This window comes from Paenibacillus aquistagni (genome assembly GCF_900177815.1).
GTDB classification, from domain to species: Bacteria; Bacillota; Bacilli; order Paenibacillales; family Paenibacillaceae; genus Paenibacillus_B; species Paenibacillus_B aquistagni.
Genome location: NZ_FXAZ01000001.1, coordinates 44,116 through 66,332, shown reverse-complemented (window position 1 = coordinate 66,332; position 22,217 = coordinate 44,116). Strand labels below are relative to the sequence as shown.

The window sequence follows — 22,217 nt, the reverse complement described above, 5'->3', positions numbered from 1 at the left end:
ATCTTTTTTGACACGAAAATGAAAAAAGATATTGAAATATGGAACCCGTTCCATGTAAATTATATAGTTAGGTTTACACAATCAAATAGAAAAAAGGGAGTGCATCCTCATTGCAACGAGAAATTCAAGTACTCGAAAAGCCATCGCTTGGTCCTGGCATACTGCTTAGCTTCCAGCATCTGTTTGCGATGTTCGGCTCTACTGTTTTAGTACCTAATCTTTTTGGAGTCGATCCAGGAATCGTTCTCCTGATGAACGGAATCGGGACTTTGTTTTATCTGATCTTATGCCGCGGCCTGATCCCAGCTTATCTCGGTTCAAGCTTTGCCTTCATCTCGCCTGTAACCGTAGTGTTAGCGGGTAAAGCAGAGAACTATCCTCAGGCACTCGGCGCATTCATTATAGTAGGTATCGTGTTTATCGTGGTTGCCTTAATCGTCAAATGGGTAGGAACGCGCTGGCTGGATATCCTATTCCCTCCAGCAGCAATGGGGGCTATTGTCGCAGTTATCGGTCTTGAGCTTGTTCCTGTAGCCGCTAACATGTCCGGTTTCCTCCCTGATGCAGAGGGCGCATTCAACTATACAAACATAACCATAGCGGTGGTAACGCTTGCTGTTACCGTTATCGGGAACGTAATGTTCCGCGGATTCTTCCGCATCATTCCGATACTGATCGGTATTATTGTCGGCTATGTCTTGTCGTTCTTCTTAAAAGTGGCAAGCTTTGAACCGATAAAAGAAGCCGCCATACTTAAAATGCCTACGATTACTTTCCCTGAATTCAATTGGACGGCGATTGGCATCATCTTGCCAGCTGCATTAGTTGTTATCGTAGAACATATCGGACACTTGATGGTAACAAGCAATATTGTTGGCAAAGATTTATCCAGCGACCCTGGACTTCATCGTTCCTTGTTAGGCAACGGTATTTCTACTGTTATATCAGGATTTGTAGGTTCCACGCCAAATACAACGTATGGTGAGAACATTGGGGTATTAGCCCTTACACGCGTCTACTCCGTATTCGTAATCGGCGGTGCTGCCGCGCTCGCCATCCTGCTCTCGTTCTTTGGCCAGTTCTCGGCATTGATCGCCAACATTCCAACTCCGGTAATGGGCGGCGTATCCCTGCTCTTGTTCGGCGTCATTGCAGCTTCGGGTCTTCGCATCTTTGTAGACTCCAAAGTAGATTTCAGTAATCCGAAAAATCTAATCTTGGCAACACTTGTTATTGTGGTCGGGATTAGCGGCGCTACCCTGAAGCTTGGCGATGTTGAGCTTAAAGGAATGGCGCTTGCCACGATTCTTGCCATTGTCTTGAATATCTTCTTCATCGTCATTGACAAGCTTGGCTTATCGAACGACAAAGAAGACTCCGCTCATTAAATGTAATCCTTACATCGGAGAACGCCCTAGACGAATGATTGACCTTATCGTCTAGGGCGCTCTTTTTATATCATCTAAACGCTCTTCATCGCACACAATGCGAGCCTAATCAGTTAGACCGCGCTTCCACTCAAGAGCCCTTTTCTCCAATGCTTTAACAAATTCATCCTTGCCGTCACAATATCCTTCAATATCCGCAGGGTGCAATGCTGCGAGCTGTTCCTTCAGGTCCCCATACGCAATCATGTCTTCTTGATGCGTTCTCAAGTAATCACGAACGGCTAGATGGCGTTCGATCTCATACGTATTATCGAATTGAAACACATGCAATTGATGTGTTCGATTTATCCCGCCCTTTCGGAAATATCTTCTTCCTTGTATTCCAAACTCGTGCATCGGCTCATAATCTATGTTTATCATAGATTCGTTATAATCATCCACCCTTGCAATATCCTTTACAACAGGCAGGATATCAATGATCGGCTTCGCTTTTAAGCGCGGCACCGATGTACTGCCAATATGATGAATGTCTAGGAGCTCATCCTTAAAAATATCACGAAGAATCGCTGCTTCTTGCTCGAATAAAGAGACCCAGTGTTCATCATAGTCTGTAACGACGATGTTCCTTCTGCGATTGGCCATGTGCAATCCGCCTTTCGTGTGTCATATAACGATGCATTTGAATATCCCAAGCAAGCTTATAAACTCAGTGCTTTCACGATCGTAAAGCTGAAACCAAAAAAAACGGTACTCTAAGCTGCTACAAGAACTTAGAATACCGCATTTCATCAGATTAATAGGTCATTAAGGATTGAACGCGTAGGCCTGGCAGCTTATCGCGTCCGTTTAGTTCCTCTAACTCGATCATGAATACCGCGCCAACGACAACGCCACCGAGCTGCTCGATCAATTTGACCGTTGTGCAGATCGTTCCGCCTGTCGCCAGAAGATCGTCGGCAATCAATACTTTTTGTCCGGGCTGAATCGCATCGTCATGAACAGCAAGCTTGTCGCTGCCATATTCAAGATCATAGCCCTGCTCTACCGTTTTGCCTGGAAGCTTGCCGCTTTTGCGAATCGGGACAAAGCCTTTGCCCATCTGAACCGCCAACGGTGCGCCAACAACGAAGCCTCTTGCCTCAGGGCCAGCAATGACGTCAATCTCCAAATCCTTTACCAGATCTTCAATCGCTTGAATCGAGGCGCGATAAGCATCTCCATCCTTCAAGAGCGTTGTAATATCCTTAAAGCTGATTCCCGGCTTCGGGAAATCCTCGATCACTCGAATATAAGACTTAAAATCCATTAAAGGGTTCCTCCTTGAACAGTAAAGAATATGTAGAAGGATGCTTCGAAGAGTCAACTCTCAAAGAAGGAATCGCCTGCTGACATCGCTTCTATCGTGTATAAATGGATAACATGAATCATGCCTAATGCTTATTCCAAGGCGCCAGCAGCTTCTCGCGCAGTTCAGCTGCCGTTCCACGGTACCATAGTGATTCCCACTCGCTTTGAGCAGACCACGCTTGATAACAGCTTGAACTTTCCAAGGATGTTTTCTTCGGTTCCTTCACCATCTCGTACGTACAGCCAGACACCTGCTCTTCCACCTGAACAAAAGCCAAATCAGCAAACACATTCATAAGGATGCGCAACTCTCTCTTGGACATACCTGTTCGCAATGAAATAGCCTGCAGCGTGCTTTCCTCATCCTTCCAAGATCCGAGCTCTCGCAAGTGTGCAAATACGGGAACAATCATCTGACGGCTAGGTGCTCTAAGCTTGCCCGCCGACGGTTCTTTTGGCAGCACCACATGCATTCTCTGCATGGCAGGATATCGCTTGGCTAGAGCTAAATAGGCCTCGGCCGATTCAGGTACCGAACTGATGATAACATCCTTTACATGCTCTTGGAAAGAGGAATTATCTTCAGTTTGTCGATCTAGACAATCAACAAATGATTCCGCAGCATGCACTCCTGCTTCCTTAAGCGTTGTTGACCAGACTGCCGCTCCAGCAATCGAATCATTAAGCTTGCGGGCCAGCTGCACCGCTGTCTGAACAGGATCAGAACAATATCGATAGTCAAAAAGCTGACGTTCGTTAATCCGAATATCCTGCAGCATCAGCTGCGGCTTGCGTGATCCGTTCCATTCGTTGATGCTGAGCTCACCCAGCACCTCCACCTGCACCTGATCCGCTATGCGATCCTTAAGCGCCCCCTTCTGGAAGGCTACTGCATCCATGGCCGCCTGGTTCTGCTTCAGCATGATCTTCAGATGCTGTCCTTCCTTGCCCATTGTACGCGTCTCGGCTACTACAGCGCTGTGAATCAGAACACGTGGGCTGGAATTCCCCATCCCATAAGGTTCTAACAGACTTAGCTCCTCAATCGTCTTCAAGGAGATGTCCTGCAGTTCACAAGCCGCATCTACGTCTGTGCATGGAATAAAATGCTCCTCGTTCAGCACTCGGTCTGCCACCTCGATCAAGCGGCTCTCTAACTCAGCAAGCTTCTCCTGAGACACGGTCATGCCTGCTGCTGCAGTATGTCCACCATAGTGCTCAAATACATCCTTTATCTCCGTCATGGACTCATATAAGTCAAATCCATCGATTGAACGCGCAGACCCTTTGCACTTACCGGTAGCTTCATCAATGCCAAGAATAAAAGTGGGACGGTAGTAACGATCTACAATCTTAGAGGCTACAATGCCGATGACGCCCACATTCCAACTTGCATTCGATAGTACAATGACCTTGGGAACCTCTCCATACAGCTCAATCTTCTCTGCAAGCTGCTGTTCTGCTTCCTTCACCATCGTCTCGACAAGCTTTTGACGCTCCTTATTCAGCCGATCAAGTTCTGATGCAATCTCCACAGCAACCTGATCATCATCGGTTGTCATCAGTTCAACAGCGATTCCCGCGTGCTCCAGCCGCCCGCTGGCGTTAATTCTAGGTGCCATTGAGAAAGCAACACTAATTGAATTGACGGCTTGTGGCTCGATATTGCCAACCGCCATTAAGGCTTTGATGCCAGGATACTGCGAGTGCTGCATCCGCTTAAGCGCTTCGCGAACAATCACTCGGTTTTCCCCCATCAGAGGCATCAAATCTGCAATCGTGCCAATTGCAGCCAGCTCCAATAGATGATAAGGGACTTCGCCCAATAGTGCATGAGCCAGCTTGAATGCAACCCCTACCCCTGCTAGTCCCTTGAAAGGATAAGGGCAATACGGCAGCTTGGGATTCACCAAAGCATAAGCCTCTGGCAGCTCCTCGGGCGGCTCGTGGTGGTCCGTAACAACGATGTCGATGCCAAGCGCTTTAGCATAGGCCACTTGTTCAACAGCACTGATGCCTGTATCCACCGTTACAATTAAAGTCACACCTTGCTCTTTCGCAAGATCTATGGCTCGTGTATTCAGCCCGTAGCCTTCATTCGCCCGGTGCGGAATATAATAGTCGAAGTTCGCTTCTAACTGACGCATAAGATGAACGAGCAATGAGGTGCTAGATACGCCATCCGCATCATAATCTCCATATATCCATATTCGCTCATGGGATTGCAAAGCTTCCTGTATACGCAGAACCGCTTCTCTCATTCCTGCCAGCTTGAAGGGGTCTAAAAGCGCTTCTGTGCCATCATGCAAAAAGTGCTGTACGCTGTCCTTATTGTCAACTCCACGTATGAGCAGCATCTTGGCAAGCAAAGGGGACAATCCAGTTTCCTCTGCCAGTTGTGTTACACGCTCTTCTGACATCTCCGTCATTCGCCATCTTGTTCGTGATTGAAGCATGATTCTCTCCTTTACTGCTGCATACTATATTTCATCCATAGATTCCTTATTGAATCCAATGAGAAGAAGGTTCCTCCAGGCTCATCTGATAGCGATCGTCACGCTCTAATGGATGTACATGAACATCGACATCAGCAACGTGCAGGTATCGATGCATCAAATGCTCCTTCACTCGATGGCCAACTTGATAGCCCTCAGCAACGGACAAGTTCGGATTCACCCCTATGGTAACCTGCACGATAACATAATGCCCGTGCTCCGTTGCCTTGAGCTCCTTGATCAGGATAACGCCATCTACGTTCTGAACGGTCTTCATGAACGGCATTGCCTCTTCGGCCATGAGTTCATGCTGCCAAGCGGCATGAACAGCTCTTCGAACAAGCTGAAGCCCCTTATAGAACATTAAGCAGGCAATCACGATGCCTGCGAATGGATCAAGAATCCACAGCCATGGCAGGCCCAGCTTGGCGGCAAAGAGATCAGCACTCATCCCGAGCAACACGATGAATGTCACGCCGATATCCTGCCGACGCTCTTCATTATACAGAAGCAAGAGCTTAGATGATACCATCTTGCTTCGTCTCACCCGATATTGATAGAGCCCTTCCTTCAGCACGATCGACACAAACAAAGCGGCAAAGGCATACCATGCAGGACGTATCGTCTCCCCGGAATACGCGACGCGTACTGCCTGAATCAGCAGTTCGATCGCGATGACAAATAGGACAACGGCCACAATCATCATGCCGAGCGCTTCATTTTTTCCGGGAGCGTTAGGCTCATTACGATCTGGCTTCTTAGACAGCTTGAGTCCCAGCCATACAGCTAGTGAACCGAAGGCATCTGTCAAGGAATGCATCGCATCAGCAAACAAAGCGAAGCTGCCGGAGAAGATAGCTGCAAAGCCTTTGAGCATCGATACGGCAAAGTTAGTGATGATCCCCATCTTTGCTCCTTTTTCAGCTTGAGACAAACGACCTTCTGCCATGCTGCATCCCTCTTTCCCTTCTGTCATTCTCATAGCTGCCAACAAGCAAAACCGCGCCTAAAAGACGCGGCTTTGATCAGAATATCGGCTTATAACGTTCCCGATAATTCCATGCATTCCGATCAAACTGTCCATTTGAACCGAAGACAGCAGATTGGGTTTGTTGTTTTCTTCCGTTTTGTTTACTTAAATCTTGTGTTTGTCCTGTCTAAGCTTGCTTTGGCTTAGCTGCTGCTTTCGGCTTTTTCAGCTCCTTATTTTTCAGCACTGCCCACAATGGACTAGCAATGAAGATGGAGGAGTATGCACCGAATCCAAGACCAATCAAGATCGCGAGCGAGAACATCTTAATCGACTCACTGCCGAAGATGAACAAGCACGCTGCTGCAAACAATACCGTAAGAACGGTATTAATCGATCGTGTTAGCGTCTGATAGATACTATCATTCACAAGATGTGCTAGGTCATCCCAATTGCGCACTTTCGCAAAGCGTAGATTCTCACGAACACGGTCAAATATAACGATCGTATCATTGATCGAATAACCAATGATCGTCAATATGGCTATGATGAACGGAAGGTTCACTTCAAGCCGGAAGATCGAGAATATGCTGATGACCATAAAGGCATCATGCAGCAGTGCCACAACCGCTGACACCGCAAATCTCCATTCAAAGCGAATGCTGACATAGATAATAATCCCGATAGAGGACAGGAGCACAGCCCAGATCGCATTGCGCTGCAATTCCTTGGCAATCTCTACATCCACCACGTTCATCTCAAAGGATGCCCCAGGCGAAATTTTCTCAAAGGCTGCCTTAAGCTCATTTTGCTGCTGATCGCTCAATACATCGTTAAAGCGGATGTTTAAGCGCTCACTCCCCGGTGTAACGACAGGAGCTTTGGATTGCTGGAAGGTTGCAAGCATCTCTTCAACCTGCTCCTTCTTCACTTCCTGCTTGACGGTGATATCCACATTCGTACCGGAACTAAAGTCTACCCCATAATTAAGGCCGAACACGGACAGGGTGATCACGCCAAGAATCGTTACCACAATGGAAAAGATAAAGAAATACTTGCTCTGATGAACAAAGTTGAACGTCCCCTTAAAGCGCACGAATATCACGCTCCTTCACGCCATAGTAGCCTGGCTTGTTAAGCACATTGCTCTTAATGAGCAGGTGAAGCAGCCAACGGGACAAGAATACGTTTGTAATAATCGTAACCACGACTGTCATCATCAAAATAAGGGCAAACCCTTTAACTTGACTTTCACCCAAGAAATACATGACAAGAGCTGCAATAATCGTTGTCACGTTAGCATCCACAATGGTGCGGAATGAGTTCTTAGAACCTGCTTTTAACGCAGACATGACAGATTTCCCGCTCTTCAGCTCATCCTTAATCCGTTCATACGTAATAATATTGGCATCAACAGCCATCCCAAGTCCAAGTATAAAGGCTGCAATACCTGGTAGAGTCAGCGTGATGTTAGAAGCCCAGAATACGAGCAGCAGCACCCATGTAAAGACGATCAAGGAGAAGGCTGCCACAATGCCTGGCATGCGGTAAACAATAAGCATGAACAGCAAAATGAAGATCGTACCGATAATGCCTGCTTTAATCGTTTGGTCCAAAGACAGCTTGCCAAGCGTAGCCGCAACGCTCTGCGAATACTTCTCTGTCAGCTTCAGTGGCAATGAACCAAGGTTAATTGTATCCTTTAATTCATTGGCTTCAGCGTTGGTGTATTTGCCCGTAATAGTCGCTTCACCACCGCTAATCTCGTAACGAACTTCAGGAGCAGATATTAATCTCTCATCCATGTAAATCGCAAGCTTGTTTTCTTCTTCCGGCTTTGACGCTAGCCGCTTGGTAATCTCTGCGAATTTGTTAGCGTCCTTAAGCTTAATTGCAACGACAGGTTGTCTGAGGTCGTCAAACACTACGCTGGCGCCGCCTTCCTTGAAGTCTGTCCCTTTCAGCTCTACCTTGCAGTAATCTGTAGCATCCTTACAGCCATCTGAGCTGCGGAAGGTTAATACTGCCGGCTCCTTGAGCTTCTGGCGAACCGCTTCCTCATCTTGTACATCCGCGATCTTTACGCGAATACGGTTCGTTCCTTCAGTTGTAATTTCCGGTTCACTTGTACCTTGCGCATTAATACGCTTTTCTAAGCTTTTCGCAGTCTGTGTTAAGGCATCAGATGTAACCTTTCCGCCTTCCTCAAGTGGAGAAGCTTCATACAAAATCTCGAAGCCGCCTTTTAAGTCCAGACCGAGACGAATGTTGTTGACGATCGATGGGGAAGTAAAGGCCATTACCCCAAGAGAAACGACAACAATGAGCACAAACGCTACAATTCTCTTCATTGCGTCTCTATACCCCTTTCCTTAAATCAATATTCCTATTATAGCTATCGCCAAAATTCGAGTCAATTTTCACATTCGAGGACTGTAAGCCATTTCACTGGCATGAACAGCAGAATATGGGCCGATTCTCAGCAAAAAGGCCTCTCTTCTAGGAGAAGCCGCGATACGCCTGCATCGTCATGTAATTCATAAAGTCCGTAACCTTAAGCGACAAGATATCATTCACAACCTTGTGCATCTGATTCGTGTGCTGCTTACGCGTCTTATGAAGAACGCACTCCCATATCTCCTCGGCTGTAACTTGCTCATAGCCAAGCAGCCAGAACTCCTCTGCCTTACTCCTGCACAGCATCTCTATGTCTTGATCCAGCAGCAGCGGCCTGTCTGGATAATCCGAATCATGCGCTTCCACTGTGTTATTCGACGAATGCGCTTCTTGTTCTCTATGCTTCTCCGTACTCGAGGACGACTCTGTGACCATATCGCGCTCTCCTGCTCGGGCGGCAGCGACAACGTCTTTGATATCTAGCTGTTCACTCATTATGCCCTCTCCTTTCCCTCTCCTCATCTGATGATTTCGCGATAAAAATGTCATTTCCTGCTCATAACCGTTTGAAAGCGAAAATTTCAGTCTTGGATCGTGCTCTCGCTGCATAACTATGTATTAACCATTGTAGTACAAGTCTCACCCTAAGCGAGGGATTCCCGTTGAAAAAGAAGCGATCTACGAAGCAGTCCTTTATCCAAGGAACGCTCATATTATTGGCAGCAGGCATTATTAATCGTATTTTGGGATTCATTCCACGGATTACGCTGCCTCGAATTATTGGTGCTGAGGGAGTCGGCATTTATCAGCTCGGCTATCCTTTTTTGCTCGTTGTCATTACCCTCATCACAGGCGGCATTCCACTTGCGGTGGCCAAGCTTGTCGCAGAAGCTGATGCGATCTCTGATCACCGAAGAAGCAAGCAAATCCTGAACAACTCGCTTCTATTCTCAGTAACCGCAGGTATCCTGCTGTCAGGCCTGTGCCTGATTCTCGCTCCTTGGATTACGTCATATATTCTAACGGACAAGCGTGTCTATTACACCTTTATGATGATGACGCCGATCATTGTGCTTGTATCGATCTCATCGGTGCTTCGCGGTTACTTCCAAGGCAAGCAGAACATGATTCCAACTGCCGCCTCTCAGGTGGCAGAGACGGTGATCCGCATCATCACCATGATTGGCTGCGCCTACTTGTTTCTTCCATATGGTCTGGAATGGGCAGCGGCAGGGGCTATGCTTGGCGTCGTTATAGGCGAATTAGCAGGACTACTCGTGCTCTGGCTGGAGCTTCGAGCTTCAAGAAGAAGCGAAGCTCAGGATGCTCCTCATCCGAATCCGTATTCAGACCAGGCCATGCAAGAAGCAGAGTCAATGGAACAGCCCAAAGAATGGCGCAATTTATTCAAGATCGCAATTCCCGTAACAGGCGGCAAGCTCATTGGATCGCTTTCCTATTTATTGGAATCCATCGCGATTGCAAGAAGTCTCGCGATAGCAGGGGTCACAACTGCCGTGGCCACTGCACAATACGGTATTCTCCAAGGCATGATTATCCCTGTGCTTACCTTGCCAGGCGCCCTAACCTATTCTTTGGCGGTATCGCTTGTCCCCTCCTTGTCGGAAGCCTACGGTCGCAAGGATATGCAGACCATCCGCAAGCGGCTGCATCAAGCGATTAGACTTGCTTTGGTGTCCGGAGCGCCATTTGCCGTCATTATGTTCGTGCTCGCCGTTCCCTTGTGCGCGATTCTGTACAATGATCCTTCCGTAGGCACCATGCTTCGCTGGATGGCGCCAGTCGCAATCTTTATTTACATTCAAGCGCCGCTGCAAGCCGCGCTGCAAGCCTTGGATCGCCCAGGCACAGCCTTAACCAACACCTTGATTGGCGCAGTCTTGAAGCTTGGACTTATTATCCAGCTTGCCTCCATTCCCGCCTTAGGCATTAAAGGGGCTGTGATTGCAATCAGCATCAATATCGTTATTGTAACCTCTTTGCATGCATATATGATTACACGATCGCTAAAGCTCAAGCTGCCGTGGATGGATATTCTTAAAGTCATCACTGCGATGATTATTATGGCAGCTGTGACGCAATACGCCTACATTCATGCACCATGGGGAGATATTCATATGGTCTTCCGTTTTATTGCAGCGAGCATGCTTGGTGCGCTTACCTATACGGGGCTGCTCATCTTCATGAAGCTCGTGGATCGCAGCGATATGGCTCGCATGCCCGTTATCGGCCGCTGGTTCCACGACAAGGCCGCTTAGTCTTCATAACAAAAAGGATGCGCTTAACGAAGCGCATCCTTTTTATCTAAGAACATCCTGCCGCGATGATCAATGGAACAGAAAAATACGTCCTTAAAATCATATACCCCATGCTCTTGGATTTGATTTTTCAGCCAGAATCTCGTCTTCTCAATCTGATCCAAATTCTCATCCATCACCCTGCCATCCATAATTAACGGAAGCGGAAGTGTGGTGAAGTGGATTTGTTCAGGGAATCTCAGCACTTGGTTCTCGTCTTGGGAGGATGAGGACTGAGAGGAGGAAGACGATGCGGCACTTCCACGTGCGCTTGCCCCTCTTTGATCAGAGGAATCATTCCCGTCTTCACTGCCGCCGCCTGCACTAATATCCGCAGACGACGCAATATCGAGCATACCTCCGCTCTGCTGTCCCCCCTGCTGAGCTTGCCCTCCCTGGCTGCTATCCTCCTTCAAGAAAACAGTCAGCTTGCCAGTAGACTCCAATATTGCGTACTCAACATCTTGAAGGTTATCAATCCCTTGCTCGCGCATCTGAAGCATCAAGTCATCCAGATTGTAGCGCTGCTTGCGCATCTCGCCGCGGTTTAGGTGACCTTGGCTAATAATAATACTTGGCTTGCCATCAAACCATGCCCGTGCCCTCCGGCTTCTCAGCGTGATGAAGGCGAGGCTAATTTGTATAATCACCAGAACAAGAATGGGTACAACAGACTCCCATAATGGCTTATTCATATCCTCAATGCTAAAAACAGCAATCTCCGCAATCATAATGGAGATGACCAAGTCAAATACCGACAGCTTGCCAATTTCCCGCTTGCCCATGATTCTAAGAATCGCAAATACAAGAACGTACATCAGCATCGTATGCCAGATTGAATTCCATAACTGCACCCTTACACGCCCTCCTCGCAGCTCTTAGCTTCTCATGAAAAAGAACAACGATTAACCATGTAAGGGTAGTCTGACCTGTACCATGTGCGGGCATGCACGCTGTTAGGATGTGAAAATTGCCATCTCGCTTTAACATTGCAGTGCATTGCCGTATCCCTCTTTGCTGGTTTACAGAATAAACAGCAGCAAATAGATCATGGACATAAATAGCGACAGTAACGTCAGCGGTGCTCCAATCTTCAAGAAGTCCCAGTAGCTGAAGCCATGACCTTCACGCTTGGCCATCCCAGACACGATCACGTTTGCGGAAGCGCCAATAACTGTACCGTTTCCGCCAAGACACGCCCCAAGCGCCAATGCCCACCAGATCGGATTCAATTGGGATGGATCGGATATCCCCATCTGAACACCGAGATCCTTAATCAAAGGAATCATCGTTGCCACAAATGGAATATTGTCAATTGTTGCTGAAGCAATACCCGATACCCACAAAATGAGCATGGACGTCTTCGCCACATCTCCTTCTGTGACATTCAAAGTCACCTCAGCCAGACGATTGATAATGCCGACTTCAATCAAGCCTCCAACAAGCATAAACAACCCAATGAAGAACAGAATGGTGATCCATTCTACTTTATTGAGTGATTCCTCCAACTCATGCTCCGTCTTAAGTCCAATCAGCATCAGCAGGGTAGCCCCGCCCATCGCAACGACTGCCGCTTCAACATGGATTACAGAGTGAAGGGCAAAGCCTGCGATGGTCAACAGCAGCACGATCAAGGACTTGCGGACAAGTCTGCGATCGGTAATGTACTCCGATGGTTGGAGCTGCATCAATGCGTCTCTTTGCTCAGCGGTCACCTTCAGCTGCTTGCGATAAATCAGGACCAGCAGCACGATGATGACAGCCATGATGACAACGACAATCGGTGCGAGATATTGTAAAAACATATTGAATGTCAAGTGCGGATTCGCTGAACCAATCATGATGTTAGGCGGGTCACCGATCATTGTCGCCGTGCCTCCAACATTTGCCGCAATAATTTCAGCCATAAGATAAGGTATCGGATTCACATTTAGAATGCGGGTTATCGAGAATGTAATCGGCACAATGAGAAGAACCGTTGTCACATTATCAAGGAAAGCTGAGCCAACTGCCGTAAGCAGCGTAAGAATAATCAATATTTGCACAGGCCTTCCCTTTGCTGTTTGCGCTGCTTTTACAGCGATATATTGAAATATGCCGCTCTTGTTCGTGATTCCTACCAGAATCATCATGCCGACCAGCAGGAATATCGTGTTCCATTCAATGTATTCCGTAAACGCCGTATGCACGTCAATAATCTGCAGGACAAGCATAATCACAGCGCCAAAAAGTGCAATTACTGCCCGATTCAATTTTTCTGAAATAATGATGGCATATGTCACTAAAAATATAATGACTGCTGCAGTCACTTGCCACGTTTCCACTTGGTGTTCCAAAACGTCCATCTCCTCTTGTTGCGATCTAAAAGGTACTATTGCCTTTTCTCTTATTGTTCATGTTTACCCACGAACCCGATCTAGAAATTATATCGCTGTCCGTTTTTTTCGTCTACGATGACAATAAGTCTTGTACTATTTCCTCTAGCTTGCCCATACGATGAATACAAATAGCATAATGGGAGGAATTAATATGAGTTCATTCCAGCGGGTTGGTCAATGGAAGCTAAGTCATCCTATACTAGCCGGACTGTGCAACGCTTTTGTGTGGCTTGGTCTTGGCGCTCTTGCACTGTCTGTTCTCCTGGTTGCAAGCTCATCCAGCGAAGAAGGAGCATCAACCTATGTATATCTCATTCATGGCTTTGCCTTGATCGTTGGAGGCTGGTCAGCAGGCAAAAGGAGCGGCAAGAAGGGCTGGTATTATGGCGGGATGACAGGCTTATTTTATATGATCCTCGTCTTGATGATCGGTTTCTTGGCCATGGATGCGGGACTAGATTGGAACAAAGCGCTGTATATGCTGCTTAGCTTTGCGGCAGGTGGCCTTGGGGGCGTGGTTGGCGTTAACATGAAAAAGGAATAGACCCAAACGATCCAAATTGTGTTCTTCCCTGTGATGATCTGCAGCGTTTGTGATATACTATGAAAGTTGGTCTAGGTCATTAGCTGAATCTGCCAACACGTTGTCATATATTCATCATAAAGATCTGTGGATCACAAGAATAGGGAGGACTTCATGATCCTGTTTCAGACGATGCAAAGCGTTATTCTATGGAGTGTTGCAGCAACCATCCTGCTTGTATGGATAGGTTCAGGCCGCAATCCGCTCTATGCGGTTCAATCATTCATCAAGACGCTATTTCAATCCAAAAGGTTTACCATATCCTTTATAATGCTCGTACTCATTCTACTCGTTAACAAATATGAGCTGCAGTTTGAAGAATGGCTGAATGCCGGATTTGACCTGACACCGTTCATTCATCAGCTCGAAGGTCAATTCGTTTACCATTTCCAAAATGTATTCGAGACACCTGTACTCACTTCCATTCTTAGCGTGTTTTATCTGGTTGTCTTTCAAGCTTTAATCGTATCCTCGTTAATGATCTATGTATCGACGGATCAAAAAGGACTAGCTACAGCTACTTGTTATGCAATAATGCTCAATTACTTAATCGCACTGCCTTTTTATTTGTTTGTCCAAGTCAATGAGGTGTGGTCCTATGCGCCAGCTTCGGTTGAATTTCTGATGCTGCACGCCTTCCCAACCTTTGAAGAGCAGTATCGAGGCTTCTCTGGAATTGACAACTGTTTCCCAAGTTTGCACACTTCGATCTCGGTTACTGTGGCCATGCTGGCCTTCAAATCTAACACGAAGATCTGGAAGATTATTACGGGAATCAGTGCATTCTGCATCGTATTCTCCATTTTCTATTTCGGCATCCACTGGCTGTCTGATATGATCGCAGGCGTAGCGCTTGCTGCATTTGCTTCTTGGGCTGGCATGAAGCTTGCCAAGATGGATTCTCGCGATCAGGTGAGCATCAGACCTTATCAAGCCAAAGGGTAAACATAGCTAGCCGCTAATGGCTGCTATGGCACGGCTCATTATAGCAAGCACACGAATAGCCATCCTTGAAGCATTGATACATGCTGCAGGGATGGCTGTTATGCTTGTATAGAGCCGCAAAGCATTGCCAATGAGCCGTTAAGCGCCGCTATCGAAGCCAGCGTTACGCGTTATATCCAGCATATCATTTCATATGTTGGTGCTCGTAAAGATCTGGCTGCGCCCTGTTAAACCTTATTAGAGCTGTGAATAGGTATAGCCTTTAAAAAAATATGAAAAAAGGCGCGAGACATCTAGTCTCCCGCCTTCTTGGAAATGAAACACACGCTAAGGTGAATCCCATTCATGTTATTTGTGTTTCATATTATGCAGAAGCGTTCTCTTCCACACTTGAAACATGGCTAATTGCACTGCGGTCAAAGGTCATCTTCGTAACGTCATTCACACGAAGCACAACTGTATCATCTGTAATCTCAAGGATGGTACCATGCAGTCCGCCAATGGTTACGACCTTGTCCCCCTTCTTCAGTTGGCCAAGCATCGAATTGCGCTGCTTTTGCTTCTTCTGCTGAGGACGAATCAGCAAGAAGTAGAATACAGCAAACATAAGCACGAAAGGCAGGATTAATTGAAGCCATCCTCCTTCGCCACCACCAGCCGCTCCAGCTGCAATAAACATGTGTAATATTCCCCTTTCCATATAAGCAATCTATGTACGGACATCAAGCTTGCAAAGCGAATGGGCCTTGCGAAAGCTTGTCTACCCCAAGGTTAGAAGCCGCTCTTATTCTGATCCATGCCATACTTCTCGAAAAACTCATCTCGGAAGTCGCCAAGACGGTCGTCGCGAATCGCTTGTCGAACCTGCTTCATCAAGTTCAGCAAGAAGTACAGATTATGATAAGTGGTTAGACGAAGTCCGAATGTCTCATCACACTTAATCAAATGTCTCAAGTACGCTCTAGAATAGTTGCGGCATGTGTAGCAATCGCAATTCGGATCAAGCGGACCAAAGTCTCGCTCGAACTTCGCATTGCGTACAACAAGACGGCCTTCACTTGTCATCGTGGTGCCATTGCGCGCAATTCGTGTTGGCAGTACGCAGTCGAACATATCGACGCCGCGTATCGCCCCTTCGATCAGCGCATCCGGCGAACCAACGCCCATGAGGTAGCGCGGCTTGTTGAATGGAAGCAGCGGCATCGTCGAATCCAGCACCTCATACATCAGATGCTTAGGCTCTCCTACGCTCAGTCCACCAATAGCATACCCCGGGAAATCCATCGAAGTCAAATCCATCGCGCTTTGCTTGCGAAGGTCTGCATACATTCCGCCTTGCACGATGGCAAACAGGGCCTGATCATGCGGTCTAGCATGAGCCTCCAGGCAGCGTTCCGCCCAGCGAGTCGTTCTCTCCATGGAATGCTTCACATAATCGTAATCAGCAGGAAAAGGCGCACACTCATCGAAAGCCATCATGATGTCCGGACCAAGGGCATTCTCAATTTCCATCACCTTCTCTGGCGACAAGAACAGCTTGTCCCCATTTAGATGAGATTTGAAATGAACGCCCTCTTCTTCAATCTTACGCATATCACTCAAGCTAAATACCTGAAATCCACCGCTATCTGTAAGAATGGCACGGTCCCAGTTCATAAACTTATGCAGTCCGCCTGCTTCACGGACAAGTTCATGTCCTGGACGCAAGAAAAGATGATACGTATTGCTCAATATAATGCGAGCATCCATCTCCTTAAGATCCTCTGGGCTCATGGTCTTCACTGTTGCCAGCGTGCCTACCGGCATAAAGATCGGCGTCTCAAATGAGCCGTGCGGTGTGTGCACAATTCCAAGACGAGCGCCCGTCTGCTTACAGGTCTTTATATGTTCATACGTTACTGCTGCCATTGATTAGATCATCCTTATTCGTTATTTGCTGTTGAACCTGCTGTCGTATATGAACATGGCGTCTCCAAAGCTGAAGAAGCGGTATTGTTCCTGCACAGCGGCTTCATAGGCCTTCATGATATGTTCTCTGCCTGCAAGTGCACTCACCAGCATCACCAGCGTGGACTTAGGCAAATGGAAATTAGTAACAAGCGCATCTACAAGCTTGAATGGATAGCCAGGATAGATAAAAATGTCCGTCCAGCCGGAGCAGGCTTCAATTGCGGAGCCGCCGAATTGCTGCGCTGCACTCTCAAGCGTTCTGGCTGATGTCGTGCCGATTGCAATAATTCTTCCGCCCTCTGCTTTTGTCTTCGCAATCAACGAGGCGCTCTCTTGTGAAATTTCAAAATATTCCGCATGCATGACGTGATCTTCCACATTGTCCACAGACATGGGACGGAAGGTTCCTAGCCCAACGTGAAGCGTTATCGGTGCAATCTGAACACCCTTATCTTGAATAGCCAGAAGCAGTTCTTCTGTAAAGTGAAGACCTGCTGTCGGAGCTGCAGCTGAGCCTTCATGCTTCGCATATACGGTTTGATATCGCTCTCGATCCTGAAGCTGCTCCTTGATGTAAGGAGGAAGCGGCATTTCACCCAAGCGATCAAGAATCTCTTGAAAGATGCCCTCGTACTCGAAGCGAAGCAGTCGGCCTCCCATATCCTGCTCCTCGGTTACGACAGCGCGCAGTTCTTCGCTAAAGGTAACCACAGTGCCCACCTTGAGCTTGCGAGCGGGCTTCACCAGTGCTTCCCATACATCGCCTTCCTCCTGCTTGAGAAGCAGGACCTCAACCTTTGCTCCGGTATCCGCCTTTATTCCATATAGACGAGCAGGAATAACGCGGGTATCGTTCAGTACTATGAGATCACCAGGATGAAGATAGTTCATAATATCGGTAAACTGATGATGCTCTACCTTGCCTGTCGCTCGATCCAGCGTCAACAGACGCGAAGCCGTGCGATCTGCGAGTGGGGTCTGAGCAATCAACTGCTCAGGCAAATAAAAATCAAATTGATTTACATCCATTGTCGTATCATCCTAACGCTGTACAAGTTCCACATTTTTGTAATAGTATTTCAAGATCTGCTCGTAGTCATACCCTTGATCTGCAAGGCCTTTGGCACCCCATTGAGACATGCCGATCCCGTGTCCATAGCCTTTGCCCTTAAAGATATACATTGTCTCCGCGTTCAGCACTCTTCCTTTGCCTTGTCCATCGACAACGATGGTGCCATTTTTAAGACTCGTGGAGGAGCCGTTACCGCCTATTGCCTGCTTGCCGCTTATTCCACTTCCTGCAACGGCTTTGCCATCACTGCCCATGACAGCGTAATCCTTAGTGGACACGATATCAAACATGGTGCTCGGCAAGCCGCCAAACACACTTCGGAATGCATCCGGATAACTCACTTCAACAGGCACGCCATTCGCTTCAATCTTCGTTGCGCGCCCGGATGGGCCTCGCTCAGCGATCGTCAGCGTATAGAGCGGTCCTGCTATCTTGGTCTTCGTCTTGGATTGAATCATATTGAGCACTTCCGTAGCGGTATATGGCCCGCGAATCCAGCTGTAGGCATTGGATTCCTTCACCGTGTCCATGACGATAAGACGTGTATTTTTCTTCACGGAAGCAATCGGTCCAGCATTCGATTGAACGGCTGGGAACGGACGAATATTCGTGTTGTCCTCGATTGGCCTTGCAATCTGGAAGCCTGCTTGGTCCCGTCCTGCATCCAGCTGCACGACATCTTCACGAACATAGCCAACTTTTCCATCCTCTAATGCAACATAATACCAAGCATACTTGCCCGCTTCAGCACCTTCATCCGGACTTTTTGTCGCTTGCGCCCAAGGAAGGCCTCCGCCCCATACCTCGCTTGCCTCTGCCGTCATTCCGCCAGCATTAGAGTTGAAGATCGCCTCAATCAGCTTGCCATCAGACATCAATACTTCGCCAGCCGTTGATTCCACTGCTCGACGCACAGTATCTGTCTCTTTCTCCAGGCCATTGTAGGCCTGGCTTAGCGTCGTGTCCACGACGTTGGCTATGCCAAACTTATTGCCCTGATAGAGCACAAAGGTACGAGCTGCCACTGCCTGGGCTTTCAGGGAAGCCTCCGGCCAGTTCGGATAGATCTCGCCGCCAACGACCGAGACCAGATATTGTTCCAATGGAAGCTCATTGACCAGCGCGAGCTCATCATTGTAGCTGCTAAGCTCCATCATTCCGCGGTAAGAGCGACCCGATCGCTCTGACACCTTGATGGATTGAGCATCTGTGGACAACGCCCACTTCTGCGCGCCATACACACTATAGCGCGCGATGGTTCCTGAGCCTGTATCTTCTATCGAGTGTATCAAGGCTCCCTGAGCTTGAACCTCTCTAACTGCCGCACCGGGCAGAGCCTGCTGGATGGACGCCTTCAGCTGCGATAACGCAGCTTGTGATCCTGCTTGTCCAGCCCATACAGCTGTATGGTGCGCACCTTCACCTTCAATCGTTACGGTGTAAGCCTCTATATTCGCATTCAGCAGCGCGTTGCGAGCTGCATTCGCTTCTGCTTGAGATCCATATGTACCTGCCTGCCAATAATTTGGCCCTGCGACCACACTGCTGTAGCCTGCTGTCAAAGACTTCATCGTGCCGTCAGCCTGGTAGTTTGCAAGGGCTTTGGAAGCTTGCGCCTCTGTCGCGTAAGAGCCCGCATAGACCGCATAGAACGTCGCCCCGCGTCTTGGAATCTGAATCATGTAAGCACTGTTTGAGGCTTGCGCACGCTTCAATACAGCTTGTGCAGCTGCTTTGTCCTTTGATTCAAACAGCTTCACTTGATAACCATCCAGGCTGAATCGAGCCTGTTTGGTGCCTAAAGCAACTTGCCCGCTTGCACTGCGCGACTTCACGCTAAGCACGCCTTCTGAGGACAATGTCACCTGACCTGCTCGATTCTGCGTGCTTTTCCCCAGATTTCCAAACAAAGCTACACGAATAGCGGTGTTCGCCTCCGTCTTGCTGCCTGCTTGGGCCGCTGCATCTGTGCTTTGAGCGGCCTCTGCTGCTGGCAAGGAAGCAAAAGCACTACCTCCGACTAGCAATGCACAGGCAGAAACCGTTACAGCCGTACGCTGCAACCATGTTCTCATAACCATATGTGTATGTCTCCTCTCCCGCAAAAAACAATACGAAAGTCTCCCGAACTTTCGTATTGCGGTTTATGACTGGCTATCCGGCATTGGAATGCCAAGATGCGCGTAAGCTTTTGGTGTCGCTATTCTACCACGCGGCGTCCGTTGAAGAAAACCGATCTGCAGCAAATAAGGCTCATACACATCCTCAATTGTCTGGCTTTCTTCTCCGATTGTAGCTGCGATCGTATCCAGACCAACGGGTCCGCCCCTGAAGCTTGTGATCATCGCCTCAAGCATCTTGTGGTCAATCTGATCAAGGCCTAGCGGGTCGACTTGAATTAAGTGCAGCGCTTCTTTTGCCAATTCAGGTGTAATCACGCCATCGCCTCTTACCTGAGCAAAGTCACGCACCCGCTTCAACAAGCGATTCGCGATCCGCGGCGTTCCCCGCGACCGTACTGCAATCTCATGAGATGCTTCGCCGATGACTTCCACATCAAGAATATCCGCTGCTCTTGATACGATGAAGCTGAGCTCGTCTGTCGTATAGAACTCCAGACGGCTGACGACACCGAAACGATCCCTTAATGGGGCGGACAGCAATCCTGCTCTCGTGGTCGCGCCAATCAGCGTAAACTTCGGCAGATCCAATCTCACGGAGCGAGCGCTGGGGCCTTTGCCAATGATAATATCGAGTGCAAAGTCCTCCATTGCAGGATACAGCACCTCTTCAACGGTGCGGTGCAGTCGGTGAATCTCATCGATGAACAAGACATCGCCCTCCTGCAAGTTCGTTAGCAGGGCAGCAAGATCCCCAGGACGCTCGATCGCAGGCCCTGACGTCGTACGAATATTAACGCCAAGCTCATTTGCTATAATATTGGATAAGGTCGTCTTGCCAAGTCCAGGCGGGCCGTACAGCAGCACATGATCCAGCGCTTCCTTCCTCATCTTAGCAGCCTCGATGAACACCTTCAGATTGTTCTTTACTTGGGACTGCCCAATATATTCATTTAAGTAGCGCGGTCTTAAGCTAAGTTCCACCGCTTGATCTTCCATCATGAAGTTTGCTGAAATAATGCGTTCATCCTCCATTGATTAACCGCCTTTCTAACCCGTGAACAGTACAGATAGAGCTTTCTTCATCAACGAATCGACGCTCTCATCCGCATGAACGCGATGCTTAAGATCCGCCCAAGCCTGATCCAGCTCTGCATCGCGATATCCGAGCGCCTTAAGCGCCGCGCGTGCTTCTCCCCACGAGGAATGGTCCTCATCCGATAGAATGGCTGGCGCGTCCACGAACAGCGTCTCCGCTTGAACGCGAAGATCAAGGCCAATGTTGTCAAGCTTGTCTTTTAGATCCAGCACAATGCGCTGGGCTGTCTTCTTGCCGATGCCAGGCAGCTTCGTCAAGAAGGTCAGGTTCTCTTGCTGAATCGCCATCACTAGCGATTCTGGCTTGCCTGCTGATAGCATCGCCAGCGCCACCTTCGGTCCAATGCCGTTTACATCTATCAACCTGCGAAACAATTTCTGCTCCTCGCGCGATGGGAAGCCAAACAGCAAAATCGCATCTTCACGTACATGATGATGCGTAAATACGATGACTTCTTCCTCAGACTTTGCAAATGCGTATGGATTAGGGCAAAACACACGGTAGCCAAGCCCATGCACATCAATCGTGATACTATCCGTCTCTATATGGGCAACCTGCCCTCTCACATAATCTATCATCGAGTCCAAGCTCCGTTCAATTGATCTTGTAATCCACTAGAGTGCGCATGACATATCGCTACTGCGAGCGCATCCGCTACATCGTCTGGCTTCGGAATGGCCTTAAGCTTCAAAAAGAGCTTCACCATCTCCTGAACCTGCTTCTTCTCTGCCTTCCCGTAGCCAACTATGGCCTGCTTCACCTGCATAGGGGTATATTCTGCAATCTGAAGCCCTCGCTTGGCAGCAGCGAGAATAACAACCCCTCTCGCCTGTCCTACCGAGAATGCCGTTGTGACGTTGCGGTTGAAGAACAGCTTCTCTACCGCGACTGCATCCGGCTTATACTGATCGAGAAGCTTCTCTGTCGCCTCAAATACCTGCAGCAGCCGTACCTCTGGAGCCGTCGTGGACTCTGTCTGAATACAGCCGTACTGAACAGGCACAACGCGGCTCCCCTGCTTGTCAACGAAGCCAAAGCCGACAATGGCAATCCCCGGATCAATTCCTAAAATGCGCAAAAAAAATCTCTCCCTTATCGATCCTGTCACAGGCGAACATATGTGTTCAACCTATTATAACATAGATCAACCGGAAG

The 22,217-nt window shown here is 48.3% G+C and carries 20 protein-coding genes; 4 read left to right on the top strand and 16 right to left on the bottom strand.

Annotation, left to right across the window (positions count from 1 at the left end; all coding sequences use genetic code 11):
• Window positions 1–110: 110 nt before the first annotated feature.
• Complete coding sequence (gene uraA / locus B9Y93_RS00390) at window positions 111–1,388, top strand: uracil permease (protein WP_085492401.1); 1,278 nt, start codon at window positions 111–113, stop codon at window positions 1,386–1,388.
• 105 nt (window positions 1,389–1,493) lie between these two features.
• On the opposite strand, the gene B9Y93_RS00385 is transcribed toward uraA, so the two are convergent.
• From B9Y93_RS00385 to B9Y93_RS25145, 7 genes are all read right to left on the bottom strand, one after another.
• Window positions 1,494–2,030, bottom strand: coding sequence for a GrpB family protein (locus B9Y93_RS00385; RefSeq protein WP_085492400.1), 537 nt, complete (start codon window positions 2,028–2,030; stop codon window positions 1,494–1,496).
• A gap of 151 nt (window positions 2,031–2,181) precedes the next feature.
• Complete coding sequence (locus B9Y93_RS00380; RefSeq protein ID WP_085492399.1) at window positions 2,182–2,694, bottom strand: adenine phosphoribosyltransferase; 513 nt, start codon at window positions 2,692–2,694, stop codon at window positions 2,182–2,184.
• A gap of 124 nt (window positions 2,695–2,818) precedes the next feature.
• Window positions 2,819–5,191, bottom strand: a complete 2,373-nt coding sequence (gene recJ / locus B9Y93_RS00375; protein WP_085492398.1) for a single-stranded-DNA-specific exonuclease RecJ — start codon at window positions 5,189–5,191, stop codon at window positions 2,819–2,821.
• A gap of 46 nt (window positions 5,192–5,237) precedes the next feature.
• On the bottom strand, window positions 5,238–6,179 hold the full coding sequence (locus B9Y93_RS00370; protein WP_176228805.1) for a cation diffusion facilitator family transporter: 942 nt from the start codon (window positions 6,177–6,179) through the stop codon (window positions 5,238–5,240).
• A gap of 208 nt (window positions 6,180–6,387) precedes the next feature.
• Window positions 6,388–7,296 carry a protein translocase subunit SecF gene (secF, locus tag B9Y93_RS00365; RefSeq protein WP_085492396.1) on the bottom strand — a complete coding sequence of 303 codons (909 nt, stop codon included), beginning with the start codon at window positions 7,294–7,296 and terminating at the stop codon, window positions 6,388–6,390.
• On the bottom strand, window positions 7,286–8,551 hold the full coding sequence (gene secD, locus B9Y93_RS00360; RefSeq protein WP_085492395.1) for a protein translocase subunit SecD: 1,266 nt from the start codon (window positions 8,549–8,551) through the stop codon (window positions 7,286–7,288). Before secD ends, secF begins: the two co-directional genes overlap by 11 nt.
• Window positions 8,552–8,699: 148 nt before the next feature.
• Window positions 8,700–9,092, bottom strand: a complete 393-nt coding sequence (locus B9Y93_RS25145) for a post-transcriptional regulator (protein ID WP_370739005.1) — start codon at window positions 9,090–9,092, stop codon at window positions 8,700–8,702.
• Between the two features lie 167 nt (window positions 9,093–9,259).
• Between B9Y93_RS25145 and spoVB the strand changes: the two genes are divergently transcribed.
• Entirely contained in the window at window positions 9,260–10,876 is a 1,617-nt protein-coding gene (gene spoVB / locus B9Y93_RS00350; RefSeq protein WP_085492394.1) for a stage V sporulation protein B, read from the top strand.
• A gap of 23 nt (window positions 10,877–10,899) precedes the next feature.
• Here spoVB and B9Y93_RS00345 read toward each other — a convergent pair whose 3' ends face one another.
• Window positions 10,900–11,739 carry a YetF domain-containing protein gene (locus B9Y93_RS00345; RefSeq protein ID WP_085493885.1) on the bottom strand — a complete coding sequence of 280 codons (840 nt, stop codon included), beginning with the start codon at window positions 11,737–11,739 and terminating at the stop codon, window positions 10,900–10,902.
• Window positions 11,740–11,937: 198 nt separating this feature from the next.
• Window positions 11,938–13,260, bottom strand: coding sequence for an ArsB/NhaD family transporter (locus tag B9Y93_RS00340; RefSeq protein ID WP_085492393.1), 1,323 nt, complete (start codon window positions 13,258–13,260; stop codon window positions 11,938–11,940).
• 184 nt (window positions 13,261–13,444) lie between these two features.
• Here B9Y93_RS00340 and B9Y93_RS00335 point away from each other — a divergent pair, with 184 nt between their 5' ends.
• A complete protein-coding gene (locus B9Y93_RS00335; protein WP_085492392.1) occupies window positions 13,445–13,837 on the top strand; it encodes a TIGR04086 family membrane protein in 393 nt (130 codons plus the stop codon).
• A 153-nt stretch (window positions 13,838–13,990) separates the two neighbouring features.
• Window positions 13,991–14,821, top strand: a complete 831-nt coding sequence (locus B9Y93_RS00330) for a phosphatase PAP2 family protein (RefSeq protein WP_085492391.1) — start codon at window positions 13,991–13,993, stop codon at window positions 14,819–14,821.
• A gap of 364 nt (window positions 14,822–15,185) precedes the next feature.
• Here the strand turns inward: B9Y93_RS00330 and yajC are convergent, their stop codons facing one another.
• The 7 genes from yajC to ruvC all read right to left on the bottom strand — a co-directional run bounded on the left by yajC (window position 15,186) and on the right by ruvC (window position 22,140).
• The gene (gene yajC, locus B9Y93_RS00325) at window positions 15,186–15,500 is read right to left on the bottom strand and encodes a preprotein translocase subunit YajC (RefSeq protein WP_085492390.1); all 315 of its coding nucleotides are present in this window, start codon (window positions 15,498–15,500) and stop codon (window positions 15,186–15,188) included.
• Between the two features lie 92 nt (window positions 15,501–15,592).
• Window positions 15,593–16,729, bottom strand: coding sequence for a tRNA guanosine(34) transglycosylase Tgt (tgt, locus tag B9Y93_RS00320; RefSeq protein ID WP_085492389.1), 1,137 nt, complete (start codon window positions 16,727–16,729; stop codon window positions 15,593–15,595).
• A gap of 21 nt (window positions 16,730–16,750) precedes the next feature.
• A complete protein-coding gene (gene queA, locus B9Y93_RS00315; protein WP_085492388.1) occupies window positions 16,751–17,800 on the bottom strand; it encodes a tRNA preQ1(34) S-adenosylmethionine ribosyltransferase-isomerase QueA in 1,050 nt (349 codons plus the stop codon).
• 12 nt (window positions 17,801–17,812) lie between these two features.
• Entirely contained in the window at window positions 17,813–19,924 is a 2,112-nt protein-coding gene (locus tag B9Y93_RS00310; RefSeq protein WP_085492387.1) for a SpoIID/LytB domain-containing protein, read from the bottom strand.
• Between the two features lie 63 nt (window positions 19,925–19,987).
• A complete protein-coding gene (ruvB, locus tag B9Y93_RS00305; RefSeq protein ID WP_085492386.1) occupies window positions 19,988–20,998 on the bottom strand; it encodes a Holliday junction branch migration DNA helicase RuvB in 1,011 nt (336 codons plus the stop codon).
• Between the two features lie 15 nt (window positions 20,999–21,013).
• Window positions 21,014–21,640, bottom strand: coding sequence for a Holliday junction branch migration protein RuvA (gene ruvA, locus B9Y93_RS00300; protein WP_085492385.1), 627 nt, complete (start codon window positions 21,638–21,640; stop codon window positions 21,014–21,016).
• A complete protein-coding gene (gene ruvC / locus B9Y93_RS00295) occupies window positions 21,637–22,140 on the bottom strand; it encodes a crossover junction endodeoxyribonuclease RuvC (protein ID WP_085492384.1) in 504 nt (167 codons plus the stop codon). The genes ruvA and ruvC overlap by 4 nt, the downstream gene beginning before the upstream one ends.
• Window positions 22,141–22,217 lie beyond the last annotated feature (77 nt).

Bases quoted from the DNA above. Each gene is read 5' to 3' on its own strand.
- tgt (WP_085492389.1), bottom strand. From the start codon at position 16,729: ATGGCAGCAGTAACGTATGAACATATAAAGACCTGTAAGCAGACGGGC.
- B9Y93_RS00335 (WP_085492392.1), top strand. From the start codon at position 13,445: ATGAGTTCATTCCAGCGGGTTGGTCAATGGAAGCTAAGTCATCCTATA.
- B9Y93_RS25145 (WP_370739005.1), bottom strand. From the start codon at position 9,092: ATGAGTGAACAGCTAGATATCAAAGACGTTGTCGCTGCCGCCCGAGCA.
- B9Y93_RS00385 (WP_085492400.1), bottom strand. From the start codon at position 2,030: ATGGCCAATCGCAGAAGGAACATCGTCGTTACAGACTATGATGAACAC.
- yajC (WP_085492390.1), bottom strand. From the start codon at position 15,500: ATGTTTATTGCAGCTGGAGCGGCTGGTGGTGGCGAAGGAGGATGGCTT.
- queA (WP_085492388.1), bottom strand. From the start codon at position 17,800: ATGGATGTAAATCAATTTGATTTTTATTTGCCTGAGCAGTTGATTGCT.
- recJ (WP_085492398.1), bottom strand. From the start codon at position 5,191: ATGCTTCAATCACGAACAAGATGGCGAATGACGGAGATGTCAGAAGAG.
- B9Y93_RS00370 (WP_176228805.1), bottom strand. From the start codon at position 6,179: ATGGCAGAAGGTCGTTTGTCTCAAGCTGAAAAAGGAGCAAAGATGGGG.
- B9Y93_RS00330 (WP_085492391.1), top strand. From the start codon at position 13,991: ATGATCCTGTTTCAGACGATGCAAAGCGTTATTCTATGGAGTGTTGCA.
- secD (WP_085492395.1), bottom strand. From the start codon at position 8,551: ATGAAGAGAATTGTAGCGTTTGTGCTCATTGTTGTCGTTTCTCTTGGG.
- B9Y93_RS00380 (WP_085492399.1), bottom strand. From the start codon at position 2,694: ATGGATTTTAAGTCTTATATTCGAGTGATCGAGGATTTCCCGAAGCCG.
- B9Y93_RS00340 (WP_085492393.1), bottom strand. From the start codon at position 13,260: ATGGACGTTTTGGAACACCAAGTGGAAACGTGGCAAGTGACTGCAGCA.
- ruvA (WP_085492385.1), bottom strand. From the start codon at position 21,640: ATGATAGATTATGTGAGAGGGCAGGTTGCCCATATAGAGACGGATAGT.
- B9Y93_RS00345 (WP_085493885.1), bottom strand. From the start codon at position 11,739: ATGCTGATGTACGTTCTTGTATTTGCGATTCTTAGAATCATGGGCAAG.
- ruvB (WP_085492386.1), bottom strand. From the start codon at position 20,998: ATGGAGGATGAACGCATTATTTCAGCAAACTTCATGATGGAAGATCAA.
- B9Y93_RS00310 (WP_085492387.1), bottom strand. From the start codon at position 19,924: ATGGTTATGAGAACATGGTTGCAGCGTACGGCTGTAACGGTTTCTGCC.